The sequence below is a fragment of the Paenibacillus nitricinens genome, from assembly GCF_052056485.1.
Classification (GTDB): domain Bacteria; phylum Bacillota; class Bacilli; order Paenibacillales; family Paenibacillaceae; genus Paenibacillus_AQ; species Paenibacillus_AQ nitricinens.
Map to the genome: position 1 here is coordinate 2,420,326 of NZ_CP183948.1, position 26,824 is coordinate 2,447,149.

29 protein-coding genes and 1 tRNA gene are annotated in these 26,824 nt (G+C 43.9%); 20 read left to right on the plus strand and 10 right to left on the minus strand.

The genetic code is table 11. The features are described 5' to 3' along the window. Window positions 1-125 precede the first annotated feature (125 nt). The 3 genes from ACN6KS_RS10490 (at window position 126) to ACN6KS_RS10500 (ending at window position 2,468) form a co-directional block, all read left to right on the plus strand. Entirely contained in the window at window positions 126-1,058 is a 933-nt protein-coding gene (locus ACN6KS_RS10490) for a ketopantoate reductase family protein (protein WP_094872309.1), read from the plus strand. Window positions 1,059-1,220: 162 nt separating this feature from the next. Continuing rightward, window positions 1,221-1,862 (plus strand): histidine phosphatase family protein, encoded by a 642-nt coding sequence (locus ACN6KS_RS10495; protein ID WP_094872311.1) that lies wholly within the window; start codon window positions 1,221-1,223, stop codon window positions 1,860-1,862. 135 nt (window positions 1,863-1,997) lie between these two features. Then, window positions 1,998-2,468: a class I SAM-dependent methyltransferase gene (locus ACN6KS_RS10500; RefSeq protein ID WP_440962390.1), complete on the plus strand. Its 471-nt coding sequence runs from the start codon at window positions 1,998-2,000 to the stop codon at window positions 2,466-2,468. 70 nt (window positions 2,469-2,538) lie between these two features. Here ACN6KS_RS10500 and ACN6KS_RS10505 read toward each other — a convergent pair whose 3' ends face one another. Together ACN6KS_RS10505 and ACN6KS_RS10510 are read right to left on the minus strand one after the other, a co-directional pair. Then, complete coding sequence (locus ACN6KS_RS10505) at window positions 2,539-2,631, minus strand: YjcZ family sporulation protein (protein ID WP_218832587.1); 93 nt, start codon at window positions 2,629-2,631, stop codon at window positions 2,539-2,541. Between the two features lie 111 nt (window positions 2,632-2,742). Then, the gene (locus ACN6KS_RS10510; RefSeq protein ID WP_440961960.1) at window positions 2,743-4,146 is read right to left on the minus strand and encodes an RsmB/NOP family class I SAM-dependent RNA methyltransferase; all 1,404 of its coding nucleotides are present in this window, start codon (window positions 4,144-4,146) and stop codon (window positions 2,743-2,745) included. Between the two features lie 157 nt (window positions 4,147-4,303). On the opposite strand from ACN6KS_RS10510, the gene ACN6KS_RS10515 reads away from it, so the two are divergent. From ACN6KS_RS10515 to ACN6KS_RS10525, 3 genes are read left to right on the plus strand one after another with little or no spacing between them, the layout of a single operon-like run. Then, window positions 4,304-5,440: a glycosyltransferase family 4 protein gene (locus ACN6KS_RS10515; RefSeq protein WP_094872315.1), complete on the plus strand. Its 1,137-nt coding sequence runs from the start codon at window positions 4,304-4,306 to the stop codon at window positions 5,438-5,440. A 6-nt stretch (window positions 5,441-5,446) separates the two neighbouring features. After that, window positions 5,447-6,757: a metallophosphoesterase family protein gene (locus ACN6KS_RS10520; RefSeq protein ID WP_094876128.1), complete on the plus strand. Its 1,311-nt coding sequence runs from the start codon at window positions 5,447-5,449 to the stop codon at window positions 6,755-6,757. Beyond that, complete coding sequence (locus tag ACN6KS_RS10525; RefSeq protein WP_440961961.1) at window positions 6,747-9,992, plus strand: AAA family ATPase; 3,246 nt, start codon at window positions 6,747-6,749, stop codon at window positions 9,990-9,992. The genes ACN6KS_RS10520 and ACN6KS_RS10525 overlap by 11 nt, the downstream gene beginning before the upstream one ends. Here the strand turns inward: ACN6KS_RS10525 and ACN6KS_RS10530 are convergent. Then, a complete protein-coding gene (locus ACN6KS_RS10530) occupies window positions 9,979-11,091 on the minus strand; it encodes a YkvI family membrane protein (protein ID WP_094874797.1) in 1,113 nt (370 codons plus the stop codon). The genes ACN6KS_RS10525 and ACN6KS_RS10530 overlap by 14 nt on opposite strands. A 174-nt stretch (window positions 11,092-11,265) precedes the next feature. On the opposite strand from ACN6KS_RS10530, the gene ACN6KS_RS10535 reads away from it, so the two are divergent. The 3 genes from ACN6KS_RS10535 (at window position 11,266) to ACN6KS_RS10545 (ending at window position 12,603) form a co-directional block, all read left to right on the plus strand. Then, window positions 11,266-11,838, plus strand: coding sequence for a xanthine phosphoribosyltransferase (locus ACN6KS_RS10535; protein WP_076283133.1), 573 nt, complete (start codon window positions 11,266-11,268; stop codon window positions 11,836-11,838). Between the two features lie 111 nt (window positions 11,839-11,949). Then, on the plus strand, window positions 11,950-12,267 hold the full coding sequence (locus tag ACN6KS_RS10540; RefSeq protein ID WP_036689410.1) for a hypothetical protein: 318 nt from the start codon (window positions 11,950-11,952) through the stop codon (window positions 12,265-12,267). 117 nt (window positions 12,268-12,384) lie between these two features. Continuing rightward, on the plus strand, window positions 12,385-12,603 hold the full coding sequence (locus ACN6KS_RS10545; protein WP_094876126.1) for a hypothetical protein: 219 nt from the start codon (window positions 12,385-12,387) through the stop codon (window positions 12,601-12,603). A gap of 73 nt (window positions 12,604-12,676) precedes the next feature. On the opposite strand, the gene ACN6KS_RS10550 is transcribed toward ACN6KS_RS10545, so the two are convergent. Continuing rightward, entirely contained in the window at window positions 12,677-13,123 is a 447-nt protein-coding gene (locus ACN6KS_RS10550; RefSeq protein ID WP_094874795.1) for a hypothetical protein, read from the minus strand. 187 nt (window positions 13,124-13,310) lie between these two features. On the opposite strand from ACN6KS_RS10550, the gene ACN6KS_RS10555 reads away from it, so the two are divergent. Further along, window positions 13,311-13,394: transfer RNA gene (locus ACN6KS_RS10555), tRNA-Leu, on the plus strand. Between the two features lie 772 nt (window positions 13,395-14,166). On the opposite strand, the gene ACN6KS_RS10560 is transcribed toward ACN6KS_RS10555, so the two are convergent. Genes ACN6KS_RS10560 through ACN6KS_RS10575 form a run of 4 tightly spaced genes read right to left on the minus strand, consistent with a single transcriptional unit; the run spans window position 14,167 to window position 16,679 of the window. Next, complete coding sequence (locus ACN6KS_RS10560) at window positions 14,167-14,697, minus strand: hypothetical protein (RefSeq protein WP_094869450.1); 531 nt, start codon at window positions 14,695-14,697, stop codon at window positions 14,167-14,169. Window positions 14,698-14,737: 40 nt separating this feature from the next. Beyond that, a complete protein-coding gene (locus tag ACN6KS_RS10565; protein ID WP_440961962.1) occupies window positions 14,738-15,421 on the minus strand; it encodes a hypothetical protein in 684 nt (227 codons plus the stop codon). Next, entirely contained in the window at window positions 15,418-16,311 is an 894-nt protein-coding gene (locus ACN6KS_RS10570; protein WP_094869448.1) for an ABC transporter ATP-binding protein, read from the minus strand. The genes ACN6KS_RS10565 and ACN6KS_RS10570 overlap by 4 nt, the downstream gene beginning before the upstream one ends. After that, window positions 16,308-16,679: a GntR family transcriptional regulator gene (locus tag ACN6KS_RS10575; protein ID WP_042186911.1), complete on the minus strand. Its 372-nt coding sequence runs from the start codon at window positions 16,677-16,679 to the stop codon at window positions 16,308-16,310. The genes ACN6KS_RS10570 and ACN6KS_RS10575 overlap by 4 nt, the downstream gene beginning before the upstream one ends. Before the next feature lie 230 nt (window positions 16,680-16,909). Between ACN6KS_RS10575 and ACN6KS_RS10580 the strand changes: the two genes are divergently transcribed. Further along, window positions 16,910-17,719 carry a class I SAM-dependent methyltransferase gene (locus tag ACN6KS_RS10580; protein WP_094875040.1) on the plus strand — a complete coding sequence of 270 codons (810 nt, stop codon included), beginning with the start codon at window positions 16,910-16,912 and terminating at the stop codon, window positions 17,717-17,719. On the opposite strand, the gene ACN6KS_RS10585 is transcribed toward ACN6KS_RS10580, so the two are convergent. Next, window positions 17,711-18,958, minus strand: coding sequence for a S8 family peptidase (locus tag ACN6KS_RS10585; protein WP_440961963.1), 1,248 nt, complete (start codon window positions 18,956-18,958; stop codon window positions 17,711-17,713). The genes ACN6KS_RS10580 and ACN6KS_RS10585 overlap by 9 nt on opposite strands. An 86-nt stretch (window positions 18,959-19,044) precedes the next feature. Next, window positions 19,045-19,689 (minus strand): MerR family transcriptional regulator, encoded by a 645-nt coding sequence (locus ACN6KS_RS10590; RefSeq protein ID WP_341134406.1) that lies wholly within the window; start codon window positions 19,687-19,689, stop codon window positions 19,045-19,047. Between the two features lie 138 nt (window positions 19,690-19,827). On the opposite strand from ACN6KS_RS10590, the gene ACN6KS_RS10595 reads away from it, so the two are divergent. The 9 genes from ACN6KS_RS10595 (at window position 19,828) to ACN6KS_RS10635 (ending at window position 26,710) form a co-directional block, all read left to right on the plus strand. Further along, a complete protein-coding gene (locus tag ACN6KS_RS10595; RefSeq protein WP_341134407.1) occupies window positions 19,828-20,142 on the plus strand; it encodes a hypothetical protein in 315 nt (104 codons plus the stop codon). A gap of 442 nt (window positions 20,143-20,584) precedes the next feature. Continuing rightward, complete coding sequence (locus tag ACN6KS_RS10600; RefSeq protein ID WP_440961964.1) at window positions 20,585-21,622, plus strand: ABC transporter substrate-binding protein; 1,038 nt, start codon at window positions 20,585-20,587, stop codon at window positions 21,620-21,622. A 16-nt stretch (window positions 21,623-21,638) separates the two neighbouring features. Further along, window positions 21,639-22,628, plus strand: coding sequence for a FecCD family ABC transporter permease (locus tag ACN6KS_RS10605; protein WP_052404239.1), 990 nt, complete (start codon window positions 21,639-21,641; stop codon window positions 22,626-22,628). Between the two features lies 1 nt (window position 22,629). Beyond that, complete coding sequence (locus tag ACN6KS_RS10610; protein WP_094875046.1) at window positions 22,630-23,409, plus strand: ABC transporter ATP-binding protein; 780 nt, start codon at window positions 22,630-22,632, stop codon at window positions 23,407-23,409. A 44-nt stretch (window positions 23,410-23,453) separates the two neighbouring features. Continuing rightward, on the plus strand, window positions 23,454-23,981 hold the full coding sequence (locus ACN6KS_RS10615; protein WP_094869439.1) for a HugZ family pyridoxamine 5'-phosphate oxidase: 528 nt from the start codon (window positions 23,454-23,456) through the stop codon (window positions 23,979-23,981). 3 nt (window positions 23,982-23,984) lie between these two features. After that, the gene (locus ACN6KS_RS10620; protein ID WP_094875047.1) at window positions 23,985-24,413 is read left to right on the plus strand and encodes a DinB family protein; all 429 of its coding nucleotides are present in this window, start codon (window positions 23,985-23,987) and stop codon (window positions 24,411-24,413) included. Between the two features lie 125 nt (window positions 24,414-24,538). Then, window positions 24,539-24,946 (plus strand): MerR family transcriptional regulator, encoded by a 408-nt coding sequence (locus ACN6KS_RS10625; protein WP_440961965.1) that lies wholly within the window; start codon window positions 24,539-24,541, stop codon window positions 24,944-24,946. 68 nt (window positions 24,947-25,014) lie between these two features. Further along, window positions 25,015-25,926, plus strand: coding sequence for an alpha/beta hydrolase (locus ACN6KS_RS10630; protein ID WP_440961966.1), 912 nt, complete (start codon window positions 25,015-25,017; stop codon window positions 25,924-25,926). A 193-nt stretch (window positions 25,927-26,119) separates the two neighbouring features. After that, window positions 26,120-26,710 (plus strand): TetR family transcriptional regulator, encoded by a 591-nt coding sequence (locus tag ACN6KS_RS10635; protein ID WP_440961967.1) that lies wholly within the window; start codon window positions 26,120-26,122, stop codon window positions 26,708-26,710. Window positions 26,711-26,824: the final 114 nt, after the last annotated feature.

Below are 26,824 nucleotides of genomic sequence, written 5' to 3' on the forward strand. Positions count from 1 at the left end.
TTGAAAAACCAACAAAACCGATAAATCTAGCGATTGATACATACTGGAGATGTGCTAATCTGATTTTATCGAACAGTTGATTGTAAATCAACAAATGTCTAAAAAGGGATAGAGGGGTTACTATTATGAGAGTATTAGTTTTTGGAGCGGGAGTTTTAGGCAGCTATCTTGCGCATGTCCTAGTGCGTGGGGGAAACGATGTTACGGTGCTTGCCAGAGGGAAGCGTGCGGAACAATTGACGAAAGACGGACTTGTACTTCGTCATTATTTTCAATATAAAAACACTGTTGATGCTGTAAAAGTCATCTCTGAGCTTCAAACGGATGATCGCTATGATCTAATTTTTGTTGTTATGAAATACAATGATTTTCCAGCCGTCTTACCTACTTTAGCTAATAATCAGAGTCTGAATATAATTCTTGTGGGGAATAATGGCGATGCCCATGGGATGCAACAAGATTTACAGGAAATGAGCAATGTGAGGAAAAATATAGTCTTCGGATTTCAGCTTAGTGCAGGAATTCGTGAAGCTAGCGGTCGCGTTATCAAAATACACGCAGGAGGGCAAATGGTACTTGGCAGTCTAGACGGTGAGATTCCAATAAAGCCTTTACTGGAAAATGCGTTTAACAATGTTAAGTATAAGCTAACTTATCATGAGGATATGGATGCTTGGCTTAAAAGCCATATCGTGCCGATCGTGGCATTAAACTCTCTTAGTTATCTTCATGACGGGGATTTGAAAAAAGTATCCAAGGACAAAAAGTTATTAAAACAAGCTATTTCAGTCATGGATGAGGGATTTCAGATCATGGAGGCATTAGGGTATACGATCACGCCTGCAGGTCAAGTTAACGTTATTCGAAAACATAAACAGGCTGTATACTATGGCCTAAAAATCATTCATAAATTACCGTTTATGAAATTAGTAGATGGTTCTTTCAGCGAAATTGTTGCGATGTTTGATTCGTTCGATATTTTGAAGCAAAAAGCAAACATTGCGACGCCCCATTGGGATCAACTTCAAAAACAAGCGATCTCGAAGTATAATGGATAGTCTATACGAATTGGCAGTAGGAATAAATACTCAGCTTAAAGGGCTACCGATGAGACGGTGGCTTTTTTAGCTGGGAGGATAGAAATGTTTAGCAAAAATGGAGGATTAATAAAGTGTGTTATGGAAATGTATAACAATCTTTGATCTGGAGGTATACATTCAATGGCTATATATTTTATGAGGCATGGAATAGATGATGAGGGCTTTCGTGGGGGGTGGAGTCAACGCGGACTTGTAGTAGAGGGTTATAGGCAAGCCGAACGTCTTGGTTCTTATCTTAAGGGAAATCAATCTAGCTTTAACATTACCCGTATTCTTTGTAGTGATTTGCAACGTGCATTAGATACAGCAAATGAGATCGCCCGAGAGCTTAGCTTGCCTGTTGAAAGCAGTTCAAATTGGAGAGAAACAAACAATGGTGTAATCGCTGGAATGCCCCATGAAATCGCAAATGAACGATACCCGGGTCTTTATTTCTCGGCTTTAAGAATGGATGAAAGATTTCCAGGAGGAGAAAGTCCTCAGGAGTTTTTTACGCGAATAAGTTCAAGTCTCTCAAATTTATGTATTGAACTGGAGAGTACTGATCCAAATGAAAATGTAATTGTGGTCACTCATGGTGGCGTAATCAATGTTATATACCATATTTTAAAAGGGCTAACATGGACGAATAAGAATGCCCATTTCCCGACTTCATATACTAGTATTCATAAAATAGAGTATCAAGTAGATAAGTGGTTAGTTACAGCTGAAAATCTTACGGAACATATATCAAGTGATCAGGCTGCTGGTATGGGCAATTGATAGGGAGGTACAGATATGGGATTATTGAATACGCTGATCGATCAAGCTAAGAACCCGAGAGGGTTTGTGGGGAATATCATGATCAAGATCATGAACCAGGCGCATACTAGCATAACAGCGTGGGGGCTTTAAAAAATTCAGATTATAAACAACGCACCTATTCTGGACATAGGCTGTGGTGGCGGTCAAACTATACATATGCTTTCAAACCAAAATAAACATCAGGAAATCTACGGAATAGATTATTCACAACAAGCTGTGGAGACATCCATTCAAAAAAACAATAAGGCTGTAGCTGCGGGTAGGGTAAAGATTAGTCGGGGAGACGTATCAGCGTTACCATTCAACGATGGATTTTTCGGGACGATTACGGCTATTCAAACGCATTATTTCTGGCCCGATCTTGAACATGATATAAGTGAAGTGTTTAGGGTGCTGAAGGCAGGCGGAACGTTTGTTATGATTTCCGAAATCTATAAAATCAATTATCACATGAAAAAATATACAAAAAATGATGAGATCGATCAGTTATTTCGGCAATCCGGCTTTCAAACGGTGAATATTCACGAGAACAATAAATGGAGATGCTATATCGGAAAGAAATAAAGCGGCCGCACCGCCCTAAAAAGGACGACACAGCCGCTTTAATTTCACCGTCTATTTAGTCGGGTTGGTATTAAACGAACAACGAACGGGAGATGATTACAAGCAAGATAAAAAGTACCAAGATCGCACCAGTCGAAGTGAAGCCTCCTCCAAATTCACCCATGATATATTCCTCCTTAACGTATGACTTATTCTCATTGCTGCAGCGGGTGTCGCAGCTTTCTGAGATAATGACATCATATGCCAAAGTGGACTAGATGAACTGGTCAATGGCCTATTGCTCGTCAATATGGGCTTTTAAGATGCGGAGTCCTTTAGGAAGATGATTCTTAAGTTGGCCTGCACTCGCTTTGCCCCAACTAATTGGCAAACCATCTAAAGTTACAAGTGTCCAACCATGTAATTCCACGGGCACAGGTAAGCTTTCGCCCCGGAGCCAAGCATGAATTTCCAGCCCCCCACTACTGAGATCAAAACTACGAGTTACTTGTGTGTGTTGAATCGCCATTGCAAGGGCGTGAGCAGGCTCAATCCGATTTTTCTTCAAATGGGCAATATGTAGCCCGGCTCGTGGAATACGCAAACCATCCAGCAGCCCCGTATGGAGGTTGCCTTTAAAGGATTCAGGCAGCAAATAAAGGGATTCTCCGAACAGCAGAGGGACGCCTTGATATGAGAAACCAGGCAGTTCTACCGCTGCCCAGTCTTGGAATAACTGATACGCATCGCGAATGGAAGAATTAATTTTTAGGTTGCTTTTGCCTCGACGTTTATTGGTGCTGCGTTTGGCATCATCATTAACGTCGTTTTCGATGACACTTTGTTTACGTAGGAGTGCAACAAAGTGGCCTTCGCCTTTTTCTAAATGTGGCCAAAGGCGCTTGTGGGCAAGAAGTTCCATATCGGGGTATCGATCCGTCATTCGGGAAATGGTCTCTTCATTCTCTTGGCGGTTAAAGGTACAAGTAGAGTAGGCTAGAGTCCCCCCAGGCTTAAGCATCAGGTAGGCGTCTTGCAGAATGTCCCATTGTCTCGCTGCACACATAACCACATGATCAGGAGACCACTCTTGAACGGCTTTTGGGTCTTTTCGGAACATGCCTTCTCCTGAGCAAGGTGCGTCTAACATAATTCGATCAAAAACTTGCGGGAAGCGCGAAGACAGCTGTTCTGGCGTTGCACAGGTTACGAGGGTATTCATTATGCCTAAACGTTCTACGTTCTCTGCAAGGATTTTTGCGCGCTCTGGATGAATTTCATTAGAGATTAAGAGGCCTTGTCCTTGCATTAAACCAGCGATATGCGTAGTTTTACCCCCAGGGGCTGCTGCAAGGTCGAGAACGGTTTCACCGGGTTTAGGTGCCAGCATTTCAGCTGCGGACATTGCGGAAGGCTCCTGAATATAATATAGTCCAGCAGCATGGTAAGGGTGTCGACCTGGGCGAGCGGGTTCTTCATAATAATAACCATCAGGGCACCATGGGATAGGTTTTAAATCAAATTGTGAGACTGTGCGCTCTACTGCGACTTGACCTGCATCAGAGATACTTTTCAGTGGATTAAAACGAAGTCCCTGCGTTCGTGGTGCTGAATAACTTTCTAGAAAAGCATTTGCCTCTTCCCCCAGCATTTCTTGTATATATGCGGTGTAAGAGGCAGGCAGCTGTTCTTCCTTCATAGTTCATTCTCCTTTTTCTTAGTTGCTGTTTCATGTTTATACCGATAAAATCAAGGTATGGGGAACGTAATCGTACCTGAAATTCTACATATACACAACTATATCATAATTGCCAAGTCTTACTGTACGTAAGGCAATTGTAAAGGGGATGTACCATATGAATTTGCTGCAAGCGCTCTTCTTCCCGCCGGAGCAACCCGGTGGTGTATCATCCATGATCCCTTATCTTCAGGAGAGGTTCCGTTCAAGCCGCTGGGAAATGGATTTGTTTTGGTTACCTAAGCGGATTCGCAACAAGGGACATGAAGAAGTCATATTCGAGACCTTTGATTGGACCCAGTTTGGGGAAAGTCAGATCGTTCAGAAATATATTCAGACCTATCGTGATTATCTATGGTGGACTAAACTGCGAATGAGCAAGGCCTATGATCTAATCCATTCCCATCATCCAATTGCTGGTTTAGCGATGAAAAAAATATTTCCAGATACTCCGTTAATTCAAACCTTACACTCGAGTTATGAGCGAGAGCTGATTCTTAATGGAGCTATTTCTGAGGGTGGGCTTGAGCATCAGTTTCTTGTTTCGCTTTATCGTGAACTTGAGCATGTTAGTGATCGCTTAATGACCGTGTCACAAGCTTTTGCAGAGTATGTGGCACCTTATATTCTAGATCCTTCTAATATAGGAGTAATACCGAATGGTTTTGATGAAAAAAGGTTTAAGCCAGTTCCGCATGACAATGCTGTACCGCAGCTAGTAACTGTGACGCGCCTAGTTCCAGCCAAAGGCATTGATACTTTACTTAAGGCCTGTGCTGAGCTTAAAGATCGCGGCCATGAGTATGTCCTGCATATTATTGGTGATGGGCCTTCCCGTACGGATTTGGAAAATATGGCTAAACAATTAGGGATTTATAATGAAACGATTTTTTATGGATACACCCTTCATCCAGAAGAATTTATGCCATTCTTTGATATTTTCGTGCTGCCTTCTCGGGCCGAAGCCTTCGGATCGGTGTTTGCAGAAGCGGCGCTTAGCTGCCTGGCTTTAGTGGGGACGAATGTCGGCGGGATACCAGAGCAGATTGAAGATGGTGTGAATGGTTTGCTGGTCAGTCCGGATGATGAGATTGCTCTTGCTGACGCTTTAGAGAAGGTGATCTCCGATCCGGCTTATCGTTACGAGCTTTCTCGTTCAGCTTGGGATAAAGCGAAAAGCTTGTATTCGCTGACTCGTGTCGCGAATGAACTTAAAAAAACATACTTACAGTATCCCTCAGGAACGAAAGGGTGAGCAGCTATGATTCCATTTCGATTTCTACATGCTGCTGACTTACATCTGGATAGCCGTTTTGCTGGGCTGGCGCATATTTCGCCAGCCATTCGTTCTTATTTACGTGAGTCAACCTTCGCCGCCCTCGGGCGGCTTGTCCGCGTTGCCATCCAAGAGAACGTTGATTTTATTGTCATCAGTGGAGATGTGTACGATGTTTCTGACGCTTCCTTACAGGGTCAGCTACGATTTCAGGAAGCACTCAAGGAACTGGGTCAGCAAGGAATACACGTGTTTCTGATCCATGGCAACCATGATCCACTTGACGGATTGCGTCTGACTACAGAAATGCCAAAGCATGTTACCGTGTTTGGAGGAGAGAAGCCAGATCTCGCTACGGCTTACCGACGAAAAGATGGACAAGAAGTGGCTATTGTTAGTGGAATCTCCTATCCGACAGCGAAAGTGACGGACAACACTGCAGTGACCTTTTCTCGAAAGCCTGGCAGCCTTCTGTTTCATATTGCTATGCTGCATGGGAATGTAGACGGTGATTTGCTGCACGAGACGTATTCTCCATGCAGTCGTAGGGACCTTATCGAACGGGGGTTTGATTATTGGGCACTTGGACATATCCATAAACGAAGTGTATTGCATGAGAAACCAGCGATTGTGTATCCAGGCAATATACAAGGGCGCAGCATCAAGGAAACCGGAGCAAAAGGTTGTTATGTTGTGGATGTTGATGAAGCTGGAAGTACACTGTTAGAGTTTCATGAGCTTGATTATGTTCGCTGGCAGGTACGGGATCTGTCCATTGAGGGATTGAGTAATGAAGCAGAATGGATACAAAGGGTAGAGCAGGTGATTGACGATATCAGAGAGGAACTCCCGGAGCTGATGTCAGTGGTCAGACTTCGTCTGATCGGACGGGGGGACGTACATAAAGTATTAGCAGAAAAAGGAGCGGCAGAGGATCTGCTGTCTGAACTCCAGCGCCGTGAGACGATTCGGGCGGAACGTAAGGATTATAAGGGACTTGTCTGGGTGGAAGGATTTGCTGTAGAGTCCGGGTTAGCTATTGACCGGGAAAGGTTATTAGAGGAGGATAGCTTTCTTGGAGAAATGCTGCGAATTACAGAGCGTACGGAACATTCAGCAGAAGCGCTTGAAGAATTAATAAACAGTGCGCTTAAGCCGCTCATGGAGAACCAGGAGCTGCGACAGCTGCTCTCGGGGACAAGTCAAGAGGAGAAGTTAAGTTGGCTTCGTAGTGCAGCGGAACAGGGGATTACCCTGCTCGGTGGAATGGAGGGTGCTCCCGAAGATGAGAATTGAACATTTGCAAATCCATGGCTTCGGACGTTTGTATAACCGAGAGATTGATCTATCGGAAGGAGTTACTATACTCTATGGACGGAATGAAGCAGGAAAAAGCACTACGTTACAGTTTATTCGTTCCATGCTGTTCGGAATTCCAAGTCGTGGTAACCCTACGGAGAGGTATGAACCTATGCAAGGCGGATTACATGGGGGAATACTAAAGGCACGTGATAGTAATGGTGCCCTGTGGACCATTCGTCGCCATACAGCTGGTGGTGAGGGCTCAGGAAGAAATGAGAAGCTGAACATCACGGTTAACCATCCGAATGGAACCACGCAAGAGCTAGGGCAAGCTGAAATGGAGCGGCTTCTGCTTGGTGGTATCTCTCGGAGCATGTTCCATCAATTGTTCGCGGTTTCTCTCGATGAGCTGCAGGAGCTTGCTGCGCTTCAATCAGAAGAGATGGGCAGCTTTCTCTTTCACGCGGGTATGGGCGGTGGAGGAACGATCATGCGGGCGGAACGTCGATTGGTACAGGAAGCTGAGAAGCTGTATAAACCTCGGGGCAAGCTGCAGGAAGCTGCTAAAATCGTTCAGGCTATTGAGAAACTAGAGCGCCAGATGGCGGAGAGCCGCTCTTATCTTCCGCGCTATAACGGTAATATAGCTGCCTTAAAGGTTACGGAATCTGAGCTGGATCAACTGGAACAACAACGTAAGCTTACTGGAGACAAGCTTGTGATGCTTCGCAAAGCTCAGGATGTTCGTGAATTGTGGTTAAAATGGAGCGATGCGCAGCTCGAACTGCAGGACCTGCCAGTGATTACAACCTTTCCTGAAGATGGAGCGATTCGCTATCAGGCACTTGAAGGTGAGATTCGGAATGCCCAGGGAGCAGTAACTCGTGATGAACGTCTGCAAAGTGAGCTTACGGCTGAGCTGGCGCAGAATCCGCCGGATTCGTTGTTAACAGCGCAAGGGCCTGCCCTGGAGCGGCTGGACCGTCATCGGAGCAGCTATGAGAACCTGCGAGCGGAAAGACAGCGGCTAGAAGGTGAATTGACCGCGCTGAAAGAGCATTTGCAGCGAATTCTGCGAGGCATTGATGTCAGCTGGAGCGCGGCAGAGCTGACTGCATTTTCGGGTGCAGCGGCGGATCGTGAAGCTGGACGGAGGTTTGCGGCGGCGTTCGCGAGTTATGATCGCCGCATGGAAGCGGAGGGCGCAGCGCGGCAGACGCTTCGATCCCGCTTGGCCGCTGCCTCAGCTTCGCTGCAGGCAGCGGAACGGGCGCTGGCGCGTGAACACGCCACCGGCGCCGAATCCTTTGCGCAGCTGGCTCCGCGCAGCGCTAGAGAATTGCTGCAGCTGTGGGACGAGCTGCAGCAGGCGGCCGAGCGCTGGCGCGAAGCGCAGCTCAGCGCAGGGCCGCAGCGCGGCCCCGGCGCCGGAAGTGACGGCCCTGGCGCACAGCGCATGGCCGCGCTCTACCGGCGTCTGCTGTGGGCTGGGGCAGCACTAACCGTGCTGCTGCCCACAGCGCTGTGGCTGACCGGTGCACCGCCGGTCAGCGCCGTGCTTGCGATCGGCCTGCTTGGCGCGGCCGATCTGGCCCTTTGGGCCGGCCTCAGCGGAGCGCGCCGGCCGGAAGCATCCCCGCCAGGGCATGGCGGGGACGTGGGCACTGCCGCAGCCGAGATGCTGCGGCTGCGGGGGCAGCTGCTCTCCGGTGCGGAGCCGGAGAGCACTATGCCGGGGCGGCGATCGGCCGCCCCGGGGTCCAGCCCTGACGCAGGCGGGCTGGAGGCCTCCATGAGGGAGCTTCGCAGGCTCATGGAGGCTTGGTCAGCTTGGCGGCAGCGCATTGAACGCTATGCCGCCGAGCGGGATGCCTGCCGCACAGAGCTGGAGACGCTGGCAGCGCAAGAGAAGGTGCTCGAGGAAGAAATGAGCCGAGCGGAGCTGGCTTTCACGCAAACCGCTGAGCAATATGAAGAATGGCTGCGTGAGCGCAGATTGCCCGAAGGCTTGTCCCCGGAAGGGCTGACGGATATCTTCGCTATGGTGGAGCAGGGGAACGAACTGCTGCGCCAAGAGCATAAGCTCTCTTTACGACTGAAGGAGCTTGAAGAGGAGTGTACTGTGTTCGAGGAGGAACTGCTTGCTCTTATTCATGACTCAGGTACCGATCCTCTGGACGAGTCTGGCGTGGCGGCAACTAGCTTTGAGATGGATCCGCAGGATGGACAGCGACGATCTGCACTAACTTTACTAAGCTGGCTGGAACTTCGAAAAAGAGCTTGGGATGAGCTGAAAAAGGATCTGATTCGGCGGGAAGGTATTCATTCCCGGTTACAAGAACTACTGGAAGAGCTTAAAGAGAGCCATAGGGTATTAGATGAACTTAGAGAACAGCGTGACCAATTGCTGCATGAAGGCGGAGCAATTGGTGGTGAGGATTTCCTACGCAGATCGGCTGGTGTACAGCGGCGTAGTGAGCTGAATAAATCCATTCGCCAGTGGGAGCTTGCTATGTTTGGAGGCTGGGAGGAAGAGCGAGTTACCGCTCTGCAAGTATTATTAGCTCATCATGATGCCTCAGCACTCCAGAAAGAGCGAACAGCAGCAGAAGAGCTAGCTGAACGGGAGGAAGAAATGTGGAACACCCTGCTGGAGCAACGAGGGAAGCTGCTACAGGAAAGGGAGTATTTGAAAGAACGCTGTATGGAGGACTCTGTTATTCAGCAATTGGAAGAGCAGAGAGCTGCTCTGCGAATCGTGGCTGATAAGTATGCGGTAGCTGCATTAACTGCTGAATTAATTGGAAGAACCCGCCGTATTTATGAACAGGAGAAGCAACCGCAGGTACTTTTGCTTGCATCTGACTATTTCTCCAAGCTGACCGAAGGGGAATACAAGAGAGTAGTTATGACTCTAGGTCATAAAGAACTAAAAGCGGAACACAAAGATGCTGGACTGCTGGACAGCGGTCTGCTCAGCCGTGGGACGGCAGAACAGTTGTACCTTTCCATCCGCTTGGCACTTGCTGAGACGATGTCTCGGCAAGTAACGCTGCCACTGCTGTTCGATGATCTATTCGTCAATTTTGACGAGGCTCGTCTTCATGCTGCGCTTTCACTGCTTGGTGAACTGTCGGTCTCCCGCCAGATTGTGATGATGACCTGTCACAAGCATGTGGCGGAAGCGGCAGCACGAATCATTCCAACAGCAGCAGTTATTTCCGTGTAACTGGTTTTATGGATACAAGGCTGTTCCCTTTTCCGTTCGAACCCGATGAGGAATCGCTACGTGGTGGGGTAGACCATGGCGTACGTAGTAGCATGACAGCCCAGACCATCGACAAAGCTCCGAAGATCGGGTAGAAGATGGAGAGAAGTGAGCTAAAGCCAAACTGGCTCAGTAAATAACAGACCAACATTAGAATCGGCGTAATTAATGTGGGTTTAACAGGAATTCGTTGTTTAAGCTGCATAGTAACACCATAAATGTCGGCTACAAACGTACTGAAGATCTCACAAAAGATCAGAAGCAAATATATAGTTTGTACTACAGTACCCAACCGGATAGCTATGTTGCCCATAGGGATTTCAAATTGGAGAATACCCGGCATCTGTGAGCTCATCGCGAAATGTGCGGCGATCAACATAAAGCCGATTCCGGCACCACCAATAATACCGCCCCAGACAAGCGATTTTTCTTCATCAGTATGTCGCGCCATGGGCACTAATACGGCTTGAGCCATACCTAGATTGAAGGCGGTGTAGAGCAGCGGCGACATCCAAGCGCCAAATATAGTCCGATCTGTTTCTAGGAATAAGAACCGCTGAGCTCCTGGAATTTGAAAGGTATTAAAAATAATGATGAGTGACAGCGTAAGCATTAATGGGACGATCAGACTGTTCATTTGCAGAATACCGGAAATTCCCCGTTTAAGCAGAAAATAAGAACCAACCAGCGTCAGTATTAGCCCTGTTTGATAATGAAGTCCAAGATGCTCTTGAAATATAGCGCCCGCGCCTGCAAGCATAATACTGTTGACACCGATTAAGATGACCATCGTGAACAAACTAATGGTGCTTCCGACTTGGTCGCCGAAGAGGTGTCGGTTAAAGTCTTCATAAGACTCTGCTTCTATGCGCCGAGCGATGACCATCATTTTCGTACCCAGCCATATGAACAGTATAGTAGAGAGCAGGATGGTCAGGACTGCCCAGTGTCCGTAACGAGTGAAGAATTTTAATATTTCTTGTCCGGTGGCGAATCCGGCTCCTACAATGGTGCCAATGTAAGTGAATGCGATCTGTAATGTTCGGACATGTGATTTCATGGCTCCCCTCCTAATAGTTTTAAGAACAAAAGAAAAATCATAATGCGTGCTATGCAGGATTGCCTTGTGTACTCTGTATAGTACAGGTTATGATGAGGATCAGTAGGACATGACTTCCGTGATTCATTTGTACGGAACGTCTGCGATTATAAAGGGTATTGGAGGTTCAAAGTCATGGAAGTGTTGAAACAGCGGATTTTGGAGGAAGGTGTCGTCGTTTCAGATGAAGTGCTGAAGCTGGATGCACTGTTGAATCATCAGGTAGATCCACAGCTTACGATGGAAATGGGACGGGAGTTTGCCGGGAGGTTTGCGGACTGCGGAATTACACGTATTGTGACCGTGGAATCCTCGGGCATTGCCGTGGCATTTGCCACCGCATATGAGTTAAAGGTGCCGTTAGTTTTTGCACGTCGCAAAAAAACACTGTTAGCAGATCCGGACGCACTTTGTGAAAGAGTTCCTTCTTTTACGAAAGGTATTGTCACCGACATTATGTTGTCTCGGCAATTCATCTCTCCAGAGGATAAAATCCTCTTTATCGATGATATCATTGCTAATGGTGATGCTGCACGTGGATTGATTAAGATCATCGAGCGCTCTGGCGCTGAGCTGGTAGGTCTTGGCGTTGTAGTGGAAAAAAGCTTTCAGGCTGGAGCTCGGACAATCAAAGAACAAGGCATCCGACTGGAGTCACTCGTAAGAATTACTTCTCTGAGTGGTGGCACCATTGAATTTGGGGAATAACCCGTTTTAGAGATAAGAACAGGCCTAAACAGGCCTATTTTTCAAACAACTGCTTTTCACCCTATAGATTTTCCTTTATAATAAAATCAGACATAGGGAGGAGGCGTCACAATGGGGAAAGAACCGGTGACTGAGCAATTTTTTATTGATAAATTAACCGAGGCCAAGGATCACTTCGAGCGTGCGCTGGATTGCAAACACACGGAATTCGACGATCTGTATCCCTATATGATTGAACATCCTCAGTTTTTTTGGTACAAACGCTATGTAGCTTGGTCAGAGCTTCTGACAATTAAAGGTTTATGTGAGGAACTTTCCTTCCCTTGGAGGGAGAAATTCACTACAAACCAAGTGGAGTATCTGGAGCAACGTGTGATGTCCGCTAAAGTTCTTGATTTCTGGTTCGAGAAGAATGAAGCGCTGATATAAGAATGCTTTAGTAGACATGCAATTGGTCAATTACTTATACGAGGCCCAGATGATTTTTCATTTGGGTCTTTTTTCTTAATGAAAATAGGATAAGCTATACAGAGGGAGGGATTCATGATGATTAGCGATGAACAATTGGATGCGTACCGAATTTCCGGCGAGAAAATTCGTGTGGTCCGGGATGGCATAGAAAGTAACGATGTAAAAGGGATTGTTCTGGCTTGGGATGATTCGCAGGTAATGATACGTCGTCAGAATAGACGAGTAGTAAAGCTAGATCGGAATTATTTATTCCAACCCTTCAGCGAACCAAGGAAAGAACTTGATAATATATAGTTTCCGCAGCAGAACAGCTCCTTACCCAAATTGGGTGGGGAGCTGTTCTGCTAACATCTATGCCTCTGACGGATTATATACTTAGAGCTAGCTGGGTGTCACTTTCTTCTCTGGAGAGTATAGAGAGCTCTGTGGACAGTCCCAGATATGCACGCATTCGCAGCATCATCTCTCTACGGAATCCTGGCCATAATATATTCAGTTCACCTTGATATCCTCTACAGGAGTACAAGGCCTCAACTCCTCGTTGATCTTGGCGAACGGTTGTGATCTTCAGATCATGCGAACTCAATTCGCGCGTAACCTCTTGGAGCATTAATGAGGTTTTCTTAGTGGCACCAGACACGAGCTCCATATAAAGCTGAGGGGTCTTAAACAGGCCGCTCTTGCTGATTACACGGCAGTCACGCTCGAAAACTTTATGAATAAACGTTAGCAGCAAATAGCTTCTGACAAGGGACAGTTCTTCTTTAGTAATATCTTCATCAACAATGGATGTCTTTAACTTCGTAGTCGCCATTATAAATCACCTCATTTATATTATGCGAACTTTTGTTCTCATTATACCTTATAATCGGAAGTAAAAGCAATAATTATCCATAAAATAATGATCGACAAGAAAATCTATAAAATATATTGACGCTTTAATCTCAGCATGATATGATATTTCTTGTGACCGCAAGATTGATATGTAGTCATTATGATGTGCGGTCGTGGCGGAATTGGCAGACGCGCACGGTTCAGGTCCGTGTGGTAGCAATACTGTGGAGGTTCGAGTCCTCTCGACCGCATCACTAGAAACTCCCTTGAGAAATCAAGGGAGTTTCTTTTTTGTGAATATAAGGTTGACTAACCAGTAACCCTAGATAAGGGAATAACATTTTCATTCTGGATGGAGCCTAGGTTCATAAGAGTTTTGTATAATACAGTGAACATACAGGTATATAAATAGGTATGTATCTGAGGGAAAGTCAGGGAGCATTGGAGTTGGATTTATTAAAGGAGAATTCAAGATTATAGGGAATTTCTCCCTATAATTATTAGAATTCAGTTATTTTCAATGAGTATAAGGAATTACTCCCTATAAATTCGGATAAAACCCCAAATACGATAAAATCCAATGAATTAAAGGGAGGTTTTCCCTATATCCATCGATTTATGGACAAAAGCGTAAATTTAAAGGGAGGAATTCCCTATATCCGTGATTGAGACTGAGAAAAAGTAGAAAGTGAGGCATATATGCACCAGAATTGCCCCCGGAAATTCCCATAGTCGCCTCAGCCTACAAAATTACATTTATAAATAATACGGGGGTGGCTAACACCTTGATTTCTGCAAATTTGCATTAATTCTTACTTCAGAAGAAATCTTCGAGCCATCCGTGAGGATATACCTGTACATTCTCAGTTTTTGAACTTAATGAGGAAGATATCATGTACAAAAAGCTGATCATTTGCAGGCTTTCTCTAGTTCGGTGAAGGGTATGGGTGAATAAAGGTATATCATTTTGATTCTGAGATGTGAGCGGATGGTTCATGAAAGTTCTGATGATCATGGTATGACTTAGCTTAATAAATATCGAATTAACCCTAATAAAGCGAAGGCGAACAAAACTGTCCCAGCACCAATGCCTGTAATTGCACTGTTTGCGACCTTAAGTTTTTTAGATATGAATAGTGATACGATAGAGATTGCAACAAGAAGTGCTGCTAAAAGGTATAAACTGAAATCGTTAAACACACTTTTTAAGCCAATAAAATGAATCCCTACTATAAAAGAAATCCAAGGAGCAACGTAATCATTATACTTACATTTCATCAATATAGAAGCTCCAGCGCCAGCCAAAAATAATTCAACATAGACAGAAATTAGATAATTATCAAAAGAGGTCTTGTCATTTAATACGGAGGGAGCATCCCAGTTCGTCACACTTAAATAGACACCAATCAAGCAGATGAGAAGGGATACACCAGAAGCTATGCCAATATATTTTCGCCAGCTGGATCTGGGATTTTCTTGTGCCCAACCAAACCAACTAAAACTAAACATACCGAATATAGAAGCATACATGGCGTAATCCCTCACATAATCCATACAGTACCTCCTATAATGTTTAGATATTCGAGGCAGTGCCTTATACTGTAGACTTCCGAAGCATCCGAAACGATAAGAGTGCATACAAGACCGTCAAAGGCATGCTCCACAAGGCAATTTCAAATGCGGTATGGCTAACGAACCAATTAAATAGATCTCCCCACCAATGATAATACGTCATTAACAATCCAGCGACGCTGTACACAATAAACATGACTGCTGCGAAAATGAATAGGCCACTTCTGCCGAATCTGCGGAAGATACTGGAGATAACAAATCCCCAATAAAACATATGCAACATGATCACGAAATAGATCCACAGCTGCTCTAGGACAGTACCGTCATTCAAGTATGGCATATGAAAATAATGTAGCTGCACACCCCATCCAGGTGTTAATTTGGTTTCTACAATAGATAGCAGGAACAGAAGAAGTGAGAAGCCGGCACTTGTTATAACGGCCATTAAGGAGGTGCCGAAGAAATAATCTGTCCTCCGTATGCTTAAGCCCAAGGCAAAGGGGAAGGTCTGAACCAAAATGATGATACCTATGACAAACATATAAATAAAGATAGAGACTAGGCCACCGGTATACATTGGTTCTTGCATGAAACAAGCTATGACGAGATTGACGAGAAAACTGGACAATAATATGATCCAAGGCATAAATAACCAAAACCATTTATCCTTGTAGTGCATTTTTAATATCCCTGTCATATGGTTCATTGTGCTGCCACTTCCTTTCCTTGAGATCTTCTATTTGTGAGATGAACAATTAACTGTTGTAAAGAGATAGGGGAGATCTCCAGACCTAGCATCTCAGCGCGTGTTAGATCTGTTGAGTTTAAGCCAATAACAGTGGCAGAAAGTAATCCGCCAAAGGATTCACGAGAGATAACCTCTTTACCGGAGATTAAATCTTCCACCTTCGCAGTCGCACCGATCACCTTAGCGGCTCGCCCGCGAAGCGCTTCAGCGTCCTCATTGATAATCAGCTTACCGTTGTCGATAACAATGACATGCTCTAACAGCTGGCTTACCTCATCAATTAAATGGGTAGACAAGACAACTGTTCGTGGATATTCTGAATAATCCTCAATTAATCGATTGTAAAACAGGCTTCTAGCCACAGCATCCAGACCTAAATAGGGCTCGTCAAATATAGTTAGGGGAGCTCGGCTAGCTAGACCTACTACAATACCCACCGCCGAGAGCATACCTCTGGACAGCTTCTTTATTCTTCTTTTTAAGGGTAGATTGAAGTCTTTGATTAAAGAGTGGGCATAGTCCCGATCAAAGTTAGGGAAAAATAACGCAGAAACCTCTAGAACATCGATAATACGGTACGTATCTGGGTACTTTTGGCTTTCCTTAATGAAGCAAATCTGATTGAGTACGCGGTTATTCTCGTAGGGATGTTCCCCGAACACCTTCAGATCACCACTTGTAGCAAATAACTGTGCTGTAATCATGTGCATGATTGTTGTTTTCCCCGCACCATTTCTGCCAAGCAGACCATAGATTTTGTTCTTTTCTAAAGAAAAATTAATGTCTTGGATGACGGTTACCTTTCCGTACGACTTGGTCAGTCCCTTGATCTCAACGACTTCATTCATGACCGATTATCTCCCCTCTGAATCATCTTCGTTAATTGATCCAACGTAATTCCTAATTTCTCTGCTTCACGGATCATAGTTACAACATATTGCTCATAAAATTGTTCTTTTCTCTTTTCCATCAATACTGTGCGCGCTCCAGAAGCTACAAACATGCCGATACCTCGCTTTTTGTATAAAATTCCTTGGTCGACAAGCAAATTCACACCTTTCGCAGCCGTAGCCGGATTGATCTGGTAAAAAACAGCAAATTGATTTGTAGAAGGAACCTGTGATTCCTCCAGGAGTGTTTCTTCGATGATGTCATTTTCTATGCGTTCGGCGATCTGCATAAATATTGGTCGAGTATCATCCATTAAGCTTCCCATGTATTCACCGCCATGTTCATTGGTTAGTTAGTTATGTAATTAACCATATATGTAATGGACTTATTTGTCAATCATTTCTATGTGGATTTTTTGATCCTTTGAGCCCAAATCCAGCGAATTGCCGTATCAGCATAAATAAAAGGCAGTTCGGTCAAACCGAACTGCCTTTTATTTTAGTTGGATGTCTGCTATGATTTTGTCCTATTAGAAAACAAGAGAAGGGTGAATCTATGAATGGATATGGTCCGGATTTATTTAAAGGTACGGCAGTGTACTATTCAGAATATCGGCCGCAGTATCCTTCATCCCTTATTCGGTACTTAATTCAGAAGTTTTCGCTTAACGGAGAAGGCCGTCTGCTTGATTTAGGGTGTGGTACGGGTCAGCTGGGACTAAGATTTAGTGATTGGTTTGAAGAAATGATAGGTGTAGATACGGAAAGTGAAATGTTGGAAGAGGCTAATCGTCTATCAACACTCCATAGGGTAGATAACGTTAGTTGGATACTTGGTAGAGCAGAAGAGTTGCAGAACGACTGGGGTTCCTTCCGTCTTACCATCCTGGCCAAAGCCTTTCATTGGATGGATAGGACAGCCCTTCTTGAAATTCTACATCATAGTTTGATCGATAATGGTGGATTAGCGATTATTGATACTTTTAATGTAGGGCATGAGCCATTATCTTGGCAGCTTAAGGTAAATGAAGTAGTAAAACGCTGGTTAGGTAACGAAAGAATAGCAGGAGACAGCATCTATACTCATCCTAAAGAAAGACATGAGGATATTGTTGCGCGATCTAGTTTTAAGGATGTGGAAAGATTGATTTTACCGAGTTATTCAGTGACATGGACGGTGGATTCTATTCTTGGAAATTTGTATTCCACATCCTATGCTTCAAAGCGTTTATTTGGAGATCACTTAGAACAATTTGAAGCGGATTTGAAATCTTCTTTATTAGAAATTGAGCCTATGGGTAAATTTACTGAAGTGTTGTCAGTTTCTGTTATCACAGCTTTAAAGAAGGAAGCAAAATCACAATAAGAATCTCGCATTAATCTCACCAGAGCCGGCTGTGTTAGGTTTTAGTTTAAGAGTGAATATGTTCTTTTTCAGTATGCATTTTACTTGCTTAGGGGATAGAGATGGATTTCTCTGCAACAATTGAGCGATCACACCGGAGACTATTGGGGTTGAGACGCTGGTACCGGACAGTACAAAATAATTTTTAGCGATCCGCAAGTAAGGAAGCTCGCGATCTAGCTTGGAGTGAGGCGCACGAAGAGAAATAATGGTCTCGCCAGGAGCTACGAGGTCTGGTTTCTTTCGCCCTCCAGGTGCAGGTCCGCGGCTTGAATATGAAGTAATCCGGTCGTCCTTTTGTGTGAGCGTGCGGCGATCATCCACTGCACCTACGGTAATTGCAGAAGGACTAATACCAGGAGATTCTATCGTCCTGCGTCCAGGGCCGCTATTTCCAGCTGCAATCACAACAGTGAGTCCAGCCTTTATTGCTTTTTCTACGGCTTGGCACAGCGGATCGTCAGAACAAGGTGAATTTACCGTACCCCCTAATGACATCGAAAGGATACGTAGTTTTAGTCGCTTTCGATTCGCAATACACCACTCGATTCCTTTAATAATCGTGGAGTCATATCCGTCACCATTTTTATCGAGTACTTTAACACCGACGACCCCTGCCTCTGGAGCAGGGCTTTTGTATTTTCCTTTGCTCATCCATCCGTTGCCTGCCGCATCGCCTGCGATATGTGTTCCATGACCGTTATCGTCGTAGGGAAGTTTTCTGTGATTGATAAAATCTTTAAAAGCTACGATACGGTTACAGGGCTGAATCAGATCAGGGTGTCTATACACTCCTGTGTCAAGAATGGCAATGTTGATTCCTTTTCCGGTAAGTCCCTGTTTCTTTTGGACGGATGTAGAACCGATGGATGGTGTCGCTATATAAAGTGATGTCTTTTTAATTCCGTCTACATAGATTTTATCGATTCCATGCCAACTGCACATCTGTTTCAGACAGTTCATCGAAACTAGTGATGATACAGAATTTAGTATAGGAAGATGATGTTTGATAGGAAAGTCGTGTGATTCTAGATGTTTTTGTAATGACTTCAGCTGTGCCGGGGTCATTTTTTGTTTGAATTTAATAATGATAGGGATTTTAGCGGATGTACCGCGACGGACTTGGGAGTGTTGAATTCTTTTTCTTAGCGCCCTATGGATTCTTGAATTGTATTGCTCTAGCCACAATTGTCGGCTCATTTATTAATGGATCACCTCACAAGTGCATTATATGCACCACTGATCCAGTGGGTACGAATCTACGAATCTACGAAACTAGGAATAGATCATGCAGATTTTAACAATACTTGAATCTCATAAACCCACTGAAACATTCCGGTGAAAATTACTGACTGGATGACGAATGGAATCTCCGTATATTCGGCTTTAGCATACGCAGTGATATTCTGCATCGTTTCCATTCTCTGCTGCTCTGAGCAATAACCATTGAGATAAGTTCCTTTTGGTAGATCAAAAGCAAATGCATCTTTTGGCTCATCTCCAAGCTGTTGATTCAATGCATTCTGCAGTTGATGGAAACTTTCGAGGCTGGGTTTCTGTAGTGACGGAATTTTGACGATTGCTCTTTGTCCCGAGACTTTGGTTGAAAAATGGGTAGAGGATAGGGGAACATCAGATAAATAAGCATGGTTTTCGTATTGTTCTCGTAAAATTCCAAGTTGTAATTTCGTCTTTTTGAGCTGCTTAATTTCCTGTTCTATTTCCTCTTCCTTTGTTTTTAGAAAACTAATCATATAATCAAGATTATCATTCGTAAAAACATCTTTAATCTTATGAAGTGGCATATTCTTTTTTTTGCAGAAGTTAATGACATCCAGATAAATTAGCTCTTTATCTGAATAATAGCGATAACCAGAGGAGGGATCTACTTTTGCAGGCTTCAGCAGGTCGATTCGGTCATAATGCCGCAAGGTCTCGATAGTTGTGTATCAGAACTGATAGCCGTGGCCATTAGAATAGTTACATTGGTTGGTGTGGTTTGTACTGTAATACTGATTATTTTTTAATCTCCCTTTATTTCTCTTTTTGTAAAAGACAATCTTCAGGTCATGAATACATCCAGTGAGATCATCACATTTTATAGCTTTAATTTTATCTTTGTGGGGGCCAATATTATTATTAACGCTTTGTATACAGCTATTAACAATCCTAGAACATCCGCGATTTTGGCGATTTTACGATATGTCTTGTTGATAGGGAATTTCTTTATCCTTCCTTTAATATTGGGTAATATCGGCTTATGGCTTTCTTTATGTAGTGGCAGAAATAATCTGCGTCGTGGTAAGCTATGTTTGTTTGAACAAGACAAAGCAAAAGTGGAGTATCAACTAGTTATTCAGAGTGAAGAAGAGAGCAATAGATGATCCTTGAATTACCGTATCATGCAGGAGAGCGACTAGTGTTACGTTCCTCCTGCTGCCTCTATTATTGCCGTGAGTATGGCGAGAAGTGTTATGTATGTCCAGGGCTAACGGAAGAAGAACGAGAAGAGAAATAAGTGAAGATTCACTCCATTCTATAATTAAATATTTAGGTTTATTATGCATATTGACCACGTCCTTTAGATGTGGTTTTTTTGTTAATTTAAAAAAAGTGAAAACTTCATTCAATACTGAATTCCTATTTATCTACAAGAAAGGTTGTCCTTTTTAATTGGGATGTTTAAGGCGTTTTTGCTGGCTTAAAATTTAAATAAAATTCTTGACACTTCTCAATGATAACCATTATCATAGGAATGGTAGATGAAAATGAAAATCATTATCACTACATGAAACGTATAATTATACATACTCGGAGGGATAGATTTTGAAGAAATTATTAGTACTTCTGGTGGTTGCAGCGCTTACTGCAATGACTGCATGTTCGTCCACCAATACAGCGGACAATCAAACCAAGAATGAAGCTGTAACGAATACAGCTGCTAATGAAACGAAAGAAGCAAATGCAGCGAATGCAACAGAAGCAGCGAAAACAGCGGATGCTGGAAAGGTGTACAGTCTGGAGAATGATGGTGTAGATGAAGCATTGTTCAATGAAGCATTAAGCCAGTTTCCAGCCACAGCTCCACAGCGAATTGTAACTACATCTGTCCCATTAACAGAAATGCTCTATTTGCTTGGAATCACACCAGTTGGGGTGCCAACCTCCACCAATCCAATCCCTGCTGACTTTGAATCGATAGATAAAATTGGCTCGCCAATGGCACCGGATCTTGAAGTAGTAACAAAGCTTGAGCCAGACTTGCTGCTGGGGGCAGAATCGCTTCGAAGCACGCTGGATAAGACACTGGAAGGCATTGACTTGCAAAAAGCATATCTACGCACAGAATCCTTTGAGGATTTAAAGCTTAGCCTTAAAGTATTAGGCACTTATTTTAATAAAAAAGATGAAATGAATACGGCTTTGAGTAAGATTTTGGATAAAGAGAATGAGCTAAGTAAATTAGCCGAAGGAAAAGAACTGCCGAGCGTGATGCTCGTTATTGGAACCGCTGATTCCTTCATGGTTATGAGTGAGAAATCTTATCTGGGTAGCTTGGTTAAGAAGCTTGGCGCTGATAATATCGCTACTTCTGTACTTAAAGTTACAGATACTTACTCTCCTATAAACATGGAAAACGTCGTAGCCGCTGATCCTGACGTTATTCTCGTATTGGCCTCAGGTGACCACGGAGCGACCAAGGACAAATTTAAAAAAGAAATAGAGAAAAATGAAACTTGGACGAAGCTGTCCGCTTATAAAAACGACAAAATCCAGATTTTAGATTACAGTGTGTTCGGTGTAACTTCGATCATTAACGCAGAAACAGCCCTAACTGAAATCGCAAAATACTTCTATGAATAATTAAAGGAGACAGCAAGTGATAAATACATCTCGTAGCAGAATAGTTGTTATTGTAACGGTTCTATTAGCGCTCGTAGCCGCGATTATTGCCATCGGATTAGGCTCTGTATTCATTCCGGTATCAGACATACTAAGTACGATCTTTGGTTCATCGTCTAAGGCGGTGAATGCCACCATCATTTGGGATATTCGATTGCCGCGTGTGTTACTGGCGATGATCATCGGAGCGAATATAGCGATCTCGGGCGCACTGCTGCAAGCTGTGATGGGTAACCCACTTGCTGATCCTGGATTGACGGGTGTAACTAGTGGCGCGGCTGCATGTGTTCTTGTCATAATGCTTGCTGCACCACAGTATACTGAGTTCATTCCGATTGCCGCTTTTGTTGGAGGGCTGATTGCTGCCGGTATTGTATATGCATTAGCGTGGAGACGAACCGGTATTTCACCGATTACTATTATTTTATCTGGCGTTGCTGTGAATGCACTTTGCGGAGGACTCATTGGGCTATTAACAATCATGTACAGTGATAGACTTCCTGCAGCGGTTCAATGGCTTAACGGCAGTCTTGCGGCAAAAGGGAATAATGCGTTGATGATGGTCTTCCCATATGCGATTGCAGGTTGGATCTTATCGTTCTTTGCCATTCGTAAGGCAAATATCATTCGTCTGGGTGATCAGGTGGCTTCGAATCTGGGGGAAAATGTGAACCGAATTCGTATCTTGCTCTCCTTGCTGGCAGTATTTCTAGCGGCTATTTCTGTAGCAGCCATTGGAATGATCGGATTTGTCGGTCTAGTTGTACCTCATATGGCGAGATTGCTTGTGGGTTCAGATTACAAATATCTTTTGCCGATGAGTATGGCTCTTGGTGCGTTGGTTCTGTTAATTGCGGATACAGGTGGACGTACCCTGTTTGCACCCCTAGATATCCCTGCGGGTATCCTTATGGCTGTGATTGGCGGACCCTATTTTCTATACCTGATGAGAAAGAAGGCGTTCTAACATGTTTACTGTCGATTCCATTTCGATTCGGTATGAGCAGAAAAGCGTGATTAACAACTTCTCTTTTTCCGTAAAAAAAGGTGAGATCGTCTCCATTATAGGACCGAACGGCTCCGGTAAATCCACTTTGCTCAAAGCGGTATCACGGCTAATTCCTTATCACACGGGTACGGTCATACTCGATGGTACGGATCTGAAGACCATGAGCGCCAAACAAGTCGCACGAAAAATGTGCATGCTGAGCCAGAAGAATCAAGCACCGAGTGATATGACTGTGATCGATCTGGTCTCGTATGGCAGATATCCACACAAAAAGTGGTTTGAAAGATTAAACCAAGAGGATATGGACATTGTTCATTGGGCCCTTGAAAAGACACATTTGATAGAGTATAAGGACCGAGCAGTGGCTTCATTGTCAGGTGGAGAATCACAGCGAGCCTGGATTGCAATGGCTTTAGCACAACGCCCTTTGATCATGTTGCTTGATGAACCCACCACGTACTTGGATATCTCGCATCAGCATGAAGTGCTTGAGCTTGTTCGCGAGTTAAATCAAGATATGGGCATGACCGTAGTGATGGTGCTGCATGATCTCAATCAAGCTTCTGCTTATAGCGATAGTATTGTTGTAGTGCAGGCGGGTGAGAAGGCGATGTATGGCACACCCAATGAAGTCATGACAACCGATATGATAAGGGATATATACCGGATGGATGCGGAAGTCCAGTATGTGCCTACAGAGAAGAAACCTCGTATTCATTTGTTGAGTACCGTTCGATAGATTCATAGTGTCATTACACAACCTATCCATGGAGGGATTTTTGTATGAAGAAGCCAGTAGATGTAGAAAAAAATAAAGAAAACTACTTACAATTTATTAATAAACGCAAGAATCTGATTCTGAGTTTAATTGATGATGAAGGAAAGCCCTTTATTAGCTATGCGCCTTTCGTAAAGAAAGACGGCAAGCTGTATATTTATATTAGTAAGATTGCAGAGCACTATGGCTATATGGAAAATAATGATTTTGTGGATGCTTTTCTAATTGCGGATGAGTCTGAAACAAACAATAAATTTGCAACTGAGCGTGTGCGCTGGAGCTGTACCTCAAACAATATCGGCAATGATGGACATGAGGATATCTTTGAATTGTTCAATGCTGATCATGGTGAAGCTATGCTGAAATTGCTGCGCGGACTGGATTTTTCCCTTTTCGAACTGAATCCGTTAAAGGGGCGTTATGTTGTTGGTTTTGGATTGGCCTTCGATATTGATGTAGATGCAAATATATTTAATCACGTTGTTATTGATAAGAAGAAAGATGAAGAAGCAACAGTACAAGGGAGCAAATAGCCGATGACTATAACTTCAATACTGCCCATCTGGCAAGCGGTTCAAGAGCGGTTTCATAAAATGGTGAAGGCATTGCCGGAAGAAGATTTAAATCTTAAATTAGGGAATTCATCCATCGGAGGATTGATTTCTCATAATGCCGAGGTAGAATTTATGTTTGCAGAGTGGTTCTTTGGCAGACCTAAACCTCAAGCCGACGATGCAGCATATACTACATTAAGTGAGCTGGTGGACCTGCTGACGTCTTCTAATGAGAATCTAATTGCAGCGATGCGGGAGCTTCCGGAAGATGCTTGGCATGAAAGCGTAGAGTCGTCTTTTGGCACATCAACTCCGCTTGAAGCAATAGGCAGACTTATGTATCACACAGGTATTCATGCCGGACAGATTTCTATGATTCAGAAAAATGCGGTTCGAAGTGAAGTGCTGTAAGGTAAAAGAGTAGAGTAGACATCGGGAAATGGCAGAAATGCCGTTTTTTTGTGTGTGATACCCTCTGTATGATCTGGATTATCTGGATTTTGGTATAATATAGGGAATCCAAGGGGGCGTAGATCATGACGGAGTACTTGCGAGGCCAAATGGCCAAGATGGCAAATGTGAATATGGAAACACTGAGGTATTATGAGGAACTGGGTCTAATTATTACACCTTTACGATCGGAAGCCGGCTACCGTCTTTATTCTGAAGAGGCGCTAAACCGACTAACGTTTATCCAAAATGCAAAGCTATGCGGGTTCACCCTAAAGGAAATTAAAAAGGCACTGTTAAAATCGGAAAGCAGTGGCATTAGCATAGATGATTTTGTAAACGTTGTAGATAATAAAATAGAGCGAGTCCGTAGTGAAATTGCAAAACAGGAAATAAAGCTCACCGCACTTGCAGATTTGAGGGGAAATTTATTAGCCACGGATAAGCATCCAGGCGTGCAATCGACGCTAGAAATACTAAAAATGGAATCTTAACTTGACCTTGTACTCTCCTACAGGCTTTACAATTCGAGAGGAAGAGATCTGTAGGAGGGATAATGAATATGGACAAAACGAGTATAGAACAGCTTGCAGCGATCAAAGACTATTTAAAACAAACAAACCGCTTTGAAAGTAAATCTGTAGCGCAAATTCGGCAAGAAATGATTGAGGCGGCTGCGAGTCTGCCTAGCCATTCTGATGTTACAGTCGAGCGGGTCAGGATTGGGACATTAAGTGGAGAGTGGATCATTCCTGTGGAATCAGCCCCAACTGATGATAAAGTGATACTTTATTTTCATGGTGGTGGTTTTATTGCAGGCACTTGTGAATTTTATCGGGATCTGGTATCACGAATTGCAAAAGCTAGTGGTATGAAAGTACTAATGATTGAGTATCGTCTTGCACCTGAGTATATCTATCCCGCTGCTAATGAAGATTGTATAGGGGCTTACCGGTGGTTGCTTGCGAATGGAAATTCTGCCCGTGACATCCTGTTTGGGGGAGATTCTGTGGGAGCCAGCCTTGCGCTGATGACTCTGATTTCGTTGAGGGATGAGGGGAGGGAGTTACCAGCGGGTGCTTTTTTAATCTCACCTCATACGGATCTTGTCCATCTAGACGGAGAATCGTATCAGAGTCGTGCATCGCTTGATCCGACAGGTAGCTTAGAGGGAAATAAACGTATACTCGATGCATATGTAGGTAGTCGAACCGAGAGGGCTTCAATATTATCGCCGTTAAGAATGAATTTGCAGGGATTGCCTGATTTACTCGTTCAAGTAGGCGACCATGAGGTGCTTTTAAGTGATTCAACGAGATTGGCTGAACAGGCGAGAGTAGCGGGGGTTTATGTGGAACTGGAAATATGGGAGAAGATGTGGAGTGTTTTTCATTTCTTAGCGTACATGCTCCCAGAAGCAGAGCAGGCGATTTCGAAGATTGGCAAGTTTGTTAGGGCGAAGCTGGACGAGTGAGAAAGTAGATGAAAGTAATGAACCTTCTTGAGAAATCAGGGAGGTTTTTTGTTGTTGGGATACGGTAGGTACTCAGCGGCTGATGAGAATTGGATTGATTCAACAAATGACAAAGTAACGTTATTGTCAGTTCATTTTTGAATATTATATGCTATGATAAGTACCATCAGAAATAGAGCGAGGGGAAATACCAATGTCGAATGATCTTCCATTATCTAAAGAAAACATTTTGGATGCGGCTGAACAAGTGCTCCGGCGTTTTGGCCCGGATAAGACTTCAGTTGTTGATGTAGCGAGGGTACTGAAGGTTAGTCATGGTACGCTATATAGACATTTTTCCAGTAAAGCAGCTTTGCGCGAATCGGTAACCGAAAGATGGTTGCATCAAAATATTTTAGCCCCATTGAAGGACGTTACGGAGCAATTTGATGGGAATGCCAAAGTGCAGCTACGTCTGTGGTTAGATACTCTAGTTCGCAGTAAACGAAGCTATGCTGTAGATGATTCCGAAATGTTTGCTATGTACGCCTCTGTAACTTTAGAAGCCGTAGATATGATTACCCAACACGTAGATCAATTAATTGGGCAACTCGCACGCATTCTTGAAAAGGGTATACAAACCGGGGAGTTTAAAGCATTGGAATCAGAGGTTACGGCAAGAGCTATTTTTAATGCAACATCAAGATTTCATCATCCTGCTCACGCGAAAGAGTGGCAGTTGGGTTCGATTGATCAGGAGTTTGCCTCCGTTTGGGATTTGATGCTTTCCGGAATTTCGTCATAAATTGTTATAGCATATTTCATAATAGAAAAATGATGGACTAAACCTTTTGATGAAGATCGGAAGGTTTTTTTGCGTCTGGAGAACAATTATATTGAATGACAAAAAATAATAATT

What these genes read in the sequence shown, in the direction of transcription:
- ACN6KS_RS10515 (WP_094872315.1), top strand. Translation starts at nt 4,304, where the DNA reads ATGAATTTGCTGCAAGCGCTCTTCTTCCCGCCGGAGCAACCCGGTGGT.
- ACN6KS_RS10505 (WP_218832587.1), bottom strand. Translation starts at nt 2,631, where the DNA reads ATGGGTGAATTTGGAGGAGGCTTCACTTCGACTGGTGCGATCTTGGTA.
- ACN6KS_RS10575 (WP_042186911.1), bottom strand. Translation starts at nt 16,679, where the DNA reads ATGGGAAGCTTAATGGATGATACTCGACCAATATTTATGCAGATCGCC.
- ACN6KS_RS10520 (WP_094876128.1), top strand. Translation starts at nt 5,447, where the DNA reads ATGATTCCATTTCGATTTCTACATGCTGCTGACTTACATCTGGATAGC.
- ACN6KS_RS10510 (WP_440961960.1), bottom strand. Translation starts at nt 4,146, where the DNA reads ATGAAGGAAGAACAGCTGCCTGCCTCTTACACCGCATATATACAAGAA.
- ACN6KS_RS10530 (WP_094874797.1), bottom strand. Translation starts at nt 11,091, where the DNA reads ATGAAATCACATGTCCGAACATTACAGATCGCATTCACTTACATTGGC.
- ACN6KS_RS10580 (WP_094875040.1), top strand. Translation starts at nt 16,910, where the DNA reads ATGAATGGATATGGTCCGGATTTATTTAAAGGTACGGCAGTGTACTAT.
- ACN6KS_RS10525 (WP_440961961.1), top strand. Translation starts at nt 6,747, where the DNA reads ATGAGAATTGAACATTTGCAAATCCATGGCTTCGGACGTTTGTATAAC.
- ACN6KS_RS10540 (WP_036689410.1), top strand. Translation starts at nt 11,950, where the DNA reads ATGGGGAAAGAACCGGTGACTGAGCAATTTTTTATTGATAAATTAACC.
- ACN6KS_RS10535 (WP_076283133.1), top strand. Translation starts at nt 11,266, where the DNA reads ATGGAAGTGTTGAAACAGCGGATTTTGGAGGAAGGTGTCGTCGTTTCA.
- ACN6KS_RS10610 (WP_094875046.1), top strand. Translation starts at nt 22,630, where the DNA reads ATGTTTACTGTCGATTCCATTTCGATTCGGTATGAGCAGAAAAGCGTG.
- ACN6KS_RS10495 (WP_094872311.1), top strand. Translation starts at nt 1,221, where the DNA reads ATGGCTATATATTTTATGAGGCATGGAATAGATGATGAGGGCTTTCGT.
- ACN6KS_RS10625 (WP_440961965.1), top strand. Translation starts at nt 24,539, where the DNA reads ATGACGGAGTACTTGCGAGGCCAAATGGCCAAGATGGCAAATGTGAAT.
- ACN6KS_RS10635 (WP_440961967.1), top strand. Translation starts at nt 26,120, where the DNA reads ATGTCGAATGATCTTCCATTATCTAAAGAAAACATTTTGGATGCGGCT.
- ACN6KS_RS10615 (WP_094869439.1), top strand. Translation starts at nt 23,454, where the DNA reads ATGAAGAAGCCAGTAGATGTAGAAAAAAATAAAGAAAACTACTTACAA.
- ACN6KS_RS10550 (WP_094874795.1), bottom strand. Translation starts at nt 13,123, where the DNA reads ATGGCGACTACGAAGTTAAAGACATCCATTGTTGATGAAGATATTACT.
- ACN6KS_RS10565 (WP_440961962.1), bottom strand. Translation starts at nt 15,421, where the DNA reads ATGAACCATATGACAGGGATATTAAAAATGCACTACAAGGATAAATGG.
- ACN6KS_RS10620 (WP_094875047.1), top strand. Translation starts at nt 23,985, where the DNA reads ATGACTATAACTTCAATACTGCCCATCTGGCAAGCGGTTCAAGAGCGG.
- ACN6KS_RS10630 (WP_440961966.1), top strand. Translation starts at nt 25,015, where the DNA reads ATGGACAAAACGAGTATAGAACAGCTTGCAGCGATCAAAGACTATTTA.
- ACN6KS_RS10585 (WP_440961963.1), bottom strand. Translation starts at nt 18,958, where the DNA reads ATGAGCCGACAATTGTGGCTAGAGCAATACAATTCAAGAATCCATAGG.
- ACN6KS_RS10595 (WP_341134407.1), top strand. Translation starts at nt 19,828, where the DNA reads ATGAATACATCCAGTGAGATCATCACATTTTATAGCTTTAATTTTATC.
- ACN6KS_RS10570 (WP_094869448.1), bottom strand. Translation starts at nt 16,311, where the DNA reads ATGAATGAAGTCGTTGAGATCAAGGGACTGACCAAGTCGTACGGAAAG.
- ACN6KS_RS10545 (WP_094876126.1), top strand. Translation starts at nt 12,385, where the DNA reads ATGATTAGCGATGAACAATTGGATGCGTACCGAATTTCCGGCGAGAAA.
- ACN6KS_RS10560 (WP_094869450.1), bottom strand. Translation starts at nt 14,697, where the DNA reads ATGGATTATGTGAGGGATTACGCCATGTATGCTTCTATATTCGGTATG.
- ACN6KS_RS10490 (WP_094872309.1), top strand. Translation starts at nt 126, where the DNA reads ATGAGAGTATTAGTTTTTGGAGCGGGAGTTTTAGGCAGCTATCTTGCG.